General features: G+C 61.0%; 4 protein-coding genes. 1 reads left to right on the top strand and 3 read right to left on the bottom strand.

Annotated elements, in window-relative coordinates:
* Nucleotides 1-91 precede the first annotated feature (91 nt).
* From rlmN to rdgB, 3 genes are all read right to left on the bottom strand, one after another.
* Nucleotides 92-1,165, bottom strand: a complete 1,074-nt coding sequence (gene rlmN, locus T370_RS0121155; RefSeq protein WP_016360613.1) for a dual-specificity RNA methyltransferase RlmN — start codon at nucleotides 1,163-1,165, stop codon at nucleotides 92-94.
* A 327-nt stretch (nucleotides 1,166-1,492) separates the two neighbouring features.
* Nucleotides 1,493-2,827, bottom strand: a complete 1,335-nt coding sequence (locus T370_RS0121160; protein ID WP_005027902.1) for an HD domain-containing protein — start codon at nucleotides 2,825-2,827, stop codon at nucleotides 1,493-1,495.
* A gap of 144 nt (nucleotides 2,828-2,971) precedes the next feature.
* Nucleotides 2,972-3,634, bottom strand: coding sequence for an RdgB/HAM1 family non-canonical purine NTP pyrophosphatase (rdgB, locus tag T370_RS0121165; RefSeq protein ID WP_029436927.1), 663 nt, complete (start codon nucleotides 3,632-3,634; stop codon nucleotides 2,972-2,974).
* Between the two features lie 413 nt (nucleotides 3,635-4,047).
* Between rdgB and rimO the strand changes: the two genes are divergently transcribed.
* Nucleotides 4,048-5,349 carry a 30S ribosomal protein S12 methylthiotransferase RimO gene (gene rimO, locus T370_RS0121170; RefSeq protein ID WP_029436928.1) on the top strand — a complete coding sequence of 434 codons (1,302 nt, stop codon included), beginning with the start codon at nucleotides 4,048-4,050 and terminating at the stop codon, nucleotides 5,347-5,349.
* Nucleotides 5,350-5,429: the final 80 nt, after the last annotated feature.

Genomic DNA, 5,429 nt, shown 5'->3' on the forward strand with positions numbered 1-5,429 from the left:
CCTTTATCGGGGTGGAGGGGAGGGAGGGGGGAGGTTTGGAGGGGGGAAGGGGTACCTTTCTCCAGAAAGGTTCCCCTTCCCCCCTCCAATCTTACTCTTCATCCCCTTTTTCTCGCTCCCAATCACTCTTCAGCTGGCCGCAGGCGGCTTTGATGTCCTGCCCCTTGCTTTTGCGGAGGATGGCGGTGACGCCTTTGGACCAGAGGATTTTTTCGAACGCGAGGATGTCCGCCTCGGTGGGAGCCTTGTAGAGCTGAGTCTCCGAGGGGTTGTAGGCGATGAGGTTGAGCTTGCCCTTGACCCGGGAAACGAGCTTGGCGAGCTCGCGGGCGTGCTCGGGCTGATCGTTCACGCCGCCGAGCAGGAGATACTCGAAGGTGATGTGCTCGCGCGTCTTGAGCGGATAGCTTTCCAGCGTCGCCATGAGATCGTCGAGATGCCAGTTCGCGGCTTTGGGCATGATCTTGGCGCGGAGATCCTGATTGGGCGCATGAAGCGAGACGGCAAGGAAGGCGAGGCCGCTGTCGCCGAGTTCGCGCAGGCCCGCCTTGATGCCGCAGGTCGAAACGGTAATGCGGCGGGGGGAGAAATCCATCCCCTTGTCGTGGTTCAGCATCTCAAGGGCGCGGGTGGTTTCGCGCAGGTTGAGCAGAGGCTCGCCCATGCCCATGAAGACGAGGTTGCGGATAATGGGGTGGTCGATGCGGTTGTCGCCGAGCCGCATACGGGCCACGAGAACCTGGCTCAGGATTTCCCCGGCGGTCATGTTGCGGATAAAGCCCATCGTGCCCGTGCTGCAAAACGTGCAGCCCATCGCGCAGCCGATTTGCGAAGACACGCACTGGGCGATCCGGACGGAACCGTCCTGCCCCGTGCTCGGGAGGATGACCGTCTCCACCAACGCGCCGTCCCGCAGCCGAAGCAACAGTTTTTCCGTGCCGTCGGATGAGGTCTGCACCGTCACGATCTCGGGAAGCACGATTTCCGCGACTTCCGCAAGTTTGGCGCGGAGCTGCTTGGAAACGTCGGTCATGGCGTCGAATGAGGTAGCGTGCTTTTGCCAGATCCACTGCCAGACTTGCGCGGCCCGGAATTTAGGCTGGCCGAGATCCTCCACGATGAAGCGTTCAAGCTCGGGGAACGTCAGATTCAGAATGTCTATCATGCGCGTTGCGTTGCTCTGCGGATAAGGTGAATAAAAAGCTCGGGAACAGCCCGGATCGCTATGCCGCCCCGACGGTATGCCGAAAGCGGTACTCATTCCGGCCTGTGCCGGATAGGGCGGGAACTCCGCCTCAAGCCGCATATCCTTTTTTCGAATCTTGGGAAAGTCGGCAACAGGGATTCGATAAACGCGAAAGCCTTTGAAGTGGAGAGGGGAGGGCGCGAGCCGCGTGGACAGGTTTGGGGAGGGGGAGGAGAAACGTGGGGCCCCTTCTTTAAGTTTCTCCTCCCCCTCCCCAATCTCAACCAATCATCAATCTGAATCGAACTACTTCAGCTTTGCCGCATAATTCTTGACGAAAGCGATGGCGGAATCGCGGTCGGTGACCTCTCCGGCGACCTGCGCCTTGAGAAGGGCTTCGCGGATGGTGCCCACGGCGGGTCCGGGAGGCAGGCTGGTGTACTCCATGATTTCGTTGCCGTTGAGGAGCGGTTCAAGCAACAACTCGTCCGTCTCGGCGCGGGTGAGGTACTTGGAATTATGGTTGAAGTAGGTGTAGCTGCCGTCGCGGGCCTCGATATCGGCGCGGCACATGGCGATCAGGCGCTCGGTTTCGGGCAGGGCCTTGAAACGGCGGATGCCGCGGTCCGTCAGCATGAAGTGGAACATCATGTGATGCCGCACGAGATGGCAGATAAGGTCAATGTCCTCGGACGTGAAGTGCAGGCGGCGCAGGATTTTGCGGGTTACGCCGGCGCCCACGCGGTGGTGCTGGTAGAATGTCCAGCGGCCGTTGAGGTGTTCGGCGGTGTAGAGCTTGCCCACATCGTGGAACATGGTGGCGAGGGTGCCGTACCAGTCCATGCTGAACCCTTCTTCGGGGTAGCGCTTCATGCACTCGATGGTGTGGTCAAACACGCTTTCGATGTCCCCGTCGTCGTTGCGCTCTTGCTTAATGCAGGACAGGGCGGCGATTTCGGGCATGAGGCCGTGCAGAAGCTGGGCTTCAAAGAGGAGCTGCACGAACTTCCACATGGATTCGGCGGCGACCTTGCGCCATTCTTCCATGATTTCGCGGGCGGGCACGTAGTCGAGGATACGGTTGGCGGACTGGATGATGCTCACCCACGTGTGCGGGTTGACGGGCAAATCGAAGTTCGCCGCGTAGCGCAGGGCACGGATGGCGAGCAGGTAGTTCTTGGCGAGCGTCTTGCTCGGCAGGCCGACCAGCTTGACGCTTCCGGCCTTGTCGAAGTCTTCGAACTCCTTAGCTTCGGGGTCGTTGGTGTTGGAGCTTTTGAGCTGGCCCTTGAGCTGGAGTTCGGCGAGGAGGCGCGCAAGGCGCGGCGTGATGCGGAGCTGGCTCATTTCCGGATGGGAGGCGTCCTCAACATCCGTACTATAGAAACGCAGGGTGACGCCGTTTTCCTGAAGCATGGCCATAGCGCCTTCTTCAGTGTAGGGGACGGCGTTGGGGAAAATTTTGAAGAGGGTTTCCGTATCGCAGGCACAGGCGATGTCCACGTCGAATACGCCGGTTTTTTCGAAGATCAGGCCCTGCAGCGGCGCATTGATGGCATAGGCGTCGTAGCCGTTGCGCATGATGGCCTTGCAGAGCGTGGTCCCGGTCTTGATTTTATCCATGAGGGTGGCTTGATCCATGAACTGTTCTCCTGTCTGTCGGATAGCGGCATAATACCCATACAAGGGCGGTTTCCGTTGAAAAGCCGTCCTTCCCGTGGGCATCAGTATACTCTTTAAGTAGGGTTTTTGTCAGCCCCAAAGTCACAGTCGGACGCGGAAAAGTCAAGCTCTCTTCCGGAGATACCCTTCCCAGAAGGAGGGCCAGAGGCGCAGCAGCTCGCGCAGGGCCTTGGCCCTGTGGCTGCGGCTCATTTTTTCTTCCGGGGACATTTCGGCGGCGGTGAGGCCCAGCTCGGGATCGAGGAAAACGGGATCGTAGCCGAAGCCGTTTTTGCCGCGCGGGGAGCAGGCGACGCTGCCTTCCCAGGTGCCGGGGGCGATGAGGGTTTCGCCTTCGGGCGTACAGACGGCGACGACGGTGCGGAAGCGCGCCGAACGGTTCCACAGCCGCACGGACGACAGGGCCGCAAGGAGCTTCATCGTATTGCGTTCGTCCTTGGTGGCGCCGGGCAGATCCGGCATGTCCTCGCTGTAGCGGGCGGAGTACACGCCGGGTGCGCCGTTGAGGGCATCCACTTCGAGCCCGGAATCGTCGGCAATGGCGACAAGGCCGGTGCGCTTGGAAACTTCGCGGGCCTTGAGCAGGGCGTTTTCTTCAAAAGTGGTGCCCGTTTCCTCCACTTCGGGAAGATCGGGGAAGGCGTCCAGTCCGACGACGCGCAGGCCGAAGGCGCGCAGCGGCTCCGCCAGTTCGCGGACTTTGCCCTGGTTGCGTGTGGCGAGGACGATGGTAACGGGTTCCGTATCGTGAGGCTGTTCGCTCATGGTCTGCTCCTTGCGCATTGCCGCTATATTGCGTACCACCAACGGGTCGTGCGGCGAACTCTCGCGCCGCGCAGTTTGCCGCCAATCCTATGCTCCGTCAACAGGTTGGGCGTTGCTTTTCGGGAAAGGGCGGGAACCCTGCCGTGGAATATTCCTTCGTCCGGCCCCGCCCGCAAATCGTTTCCTGACGCGAAGCCGCGCTGGAGCCTTCCGGCTGAGAGAAAAACATCCCATTGCCGCCCGCTCAAAGGGAATGATAAGAAGAGGCATGGGATTCTTTCCCGGTAATGGGAAAAACGTTTATTAAGGTTGAGGTCGGAACCTCCCCTTTTATATGAGTGCGTTTTCCTGTTTTTGAAGCCATACGACATCCCGCTGCTGTGCGGCAGCGTTGTCCTAGAATGAGGTGCGTCATGTCCGTTTCCCTGCGTTGTTATTCCACAAGCCTCGGCTGCCCGAAGAACCGGGTGGACACTGAGCGTCTTCTCGGTTCCCTTGGGGTGGCGCTGGTTCCTGTCGAGTCGCCGGATGAGGCCGAGCTTGTTTTCATCAATACCTGTGCCTTCATCCAGCCCGCCACGGAGGAATCCGTGCGGACGATTGCGCAGGCCATCGCCGACATCGAGGAGCTGCCCAAGCGTCCGTTGCTGGCGGTCGCCGGGTGTCTCGTGGGGCGTTACCACGCGGAAGATCTGGCACCTGAGCTGCCCGAAGTGGATCTCTGGCTGGACAACAGCGATCTGGAGGCGTGGCCCGCCATGCTCGCGCGCAAGCTCGGCCTTCCCGAACCCACGGTTCCGGGCCGTATCCTGAGCACCGGGCCGTCTTACGCATGGCTCAAGATCAGCGACGGCTGCCGCCATGCCTGTTCGTTCTGCGCCATCCCCAATATCCGGGGCGGGCACCGCTCCCACTGCAAGGACATGATCGTCCGCGAGGCCCGCGCCCTGCTGGATCAGGGGGTCAAGGAACTGAATCTCGTGGCGCAGGATCTCACGGAATGGGGGTGTGATCTCGACGGCAAGCAGGATCTCCGTACTCTGCTCGACGGCCTCCTGCCGTTGCCGGGCCTCGAACGCCTGCGCCTCATGTATCTTTACCCCGCCGGAATGACGCATGAAATGCTCAAGTATCTGCGCGAGGCGGGCAAGCCGTTCGTACCGTACTTTGACGTCCCTGTGCAGCATTCCCATCCGGACGTCCTGTCCCGCATGGGCCGCCCCTTTGCGCGCAACCCCCGCGAGGCCATTGACCGCATCCGCAACGTATTCCCTGAAGCCGCCCTGCGCACGAGCATCATGGTCGGGTTCCCCGGTGAAACGGAGGAGCATTTTGAACATCTGCGCGAGTTCATCGAAGAGGTGCGTTTCCAGCATCTCGGGGTGTTCGCCTATCGCGCCGAAGAAGGGACGCCCGCCGCCGCCATGCCCGATCAGGTCGAAGACCGCGTGAAGGAATGGCGCCGCGATTTGCTCATGGAAGCGCAGGCCGACATCAGCGCTGAGTGGCTTTCCCGGTTTGAAGGCGACCGCCTGCCTATCCTCGTGGATGCGCCCCATCCGGAGTGGCCCGGCCTGCACACCGGGCGGGCGTGGTTTCAAGCTCCCGAAATCGACGGTATGGTTTACATCAGCGGCCCCGGCGTCGAGCCCGGCGCGCTCGTTGATGCCGACATCGTCGAGTGCCGCGACTACGATCTGGTTGCGCTTGCGTAGTTGGGGAGGAAAGGATTTGAAGATTGGGGAAGGGGAGGGGCCCCTTTTGAAAAAGGGGCCCCTCCCCTTCCCCAAACCCC

Source organism: Bilophila wadsworthia ATCC 49260 (assembly GCF_000701705.1).
Taxonomy (GTDB): Bacteria; Desulfobacterota; Desulfovibrionia; order Desulfovibrionales; family Desulfovibrionaceae; genus Bilophila; species Bilophila wadsworthia.

Excerpts from the sequence above, each read along its gene's own strand:
- rdgB (WP_029436927.1), bottom strand. The coding sequence starts at position 3,634 with ATGAGCGAACAGCCTCACGATACGGAACCCGTTACCATCGTCCTCGCC.
- rimO (WP_029436928.1), top strand. The coding sequence starts at position 4,048 with ATGTCCGTTTCCCTGCGTTGTTATTCCACAAGCCTCGGCTGCCCGAAG.
- rlmN (WP_016360613.1), bottom strand. The coding sequence starts at position 1,165 with ATGATAGACATTCTGAATCTGACGTTCCCCGAGCTTGAACGCTTCATC.
- T370_RS0121160 (WP_005027902.1), bottom strand. The coding sequence starts at position 2,827 with ATGGATCAAGCCACCCTCATGGATAAAATCAAGACCGGGACCACGCTC.